We start from the raw sequence: 255 nt of genomic DNA on the forward strand, positions 1-255 counted from the left end.
GCAGACGGTGGTGGTGAAGGCGATCGAGATGATGTCGGTGTCGCCTCGGCGGCCGGGGATCCAGGTGGAGGTGGTGTGGTCTTGCGGGCAGGTCGCCTGCTGCTGGTCGTAGTCGATGGTGAACGCGATGCGGTCGTAGCCGCCGGGGGTGGTGGCTTGGGTGCAGGTGTCGGCCAGGACCGGGGTGATCAGGGTGATCCCGAAGGTGGTGTGGCTGGAGACCAGCAGGTCGGCTGAGGGGTAGCCGGAGTCGAG

The 255-nt window shown here is 67.5% G+C and carries 1 pseudogene; it reads right to left on the minus strand.

Features of this window, described 5'->3' with window-relative positions:
• A pseudogene (locus tag LPA41_RS41555) lies at positions 1 to 255 on the minus strand (IS1182 family transposase); the annotation flags it as partial.

It is taken from the genome of Actinoplanes sp. DH11 (genome assembly GCF_020873875.1).
GTDB lineage: Bacteria > Actinomycetota > Actinomycetes > Mycobacteriales > Micromonosporaceae > Actinoplanes.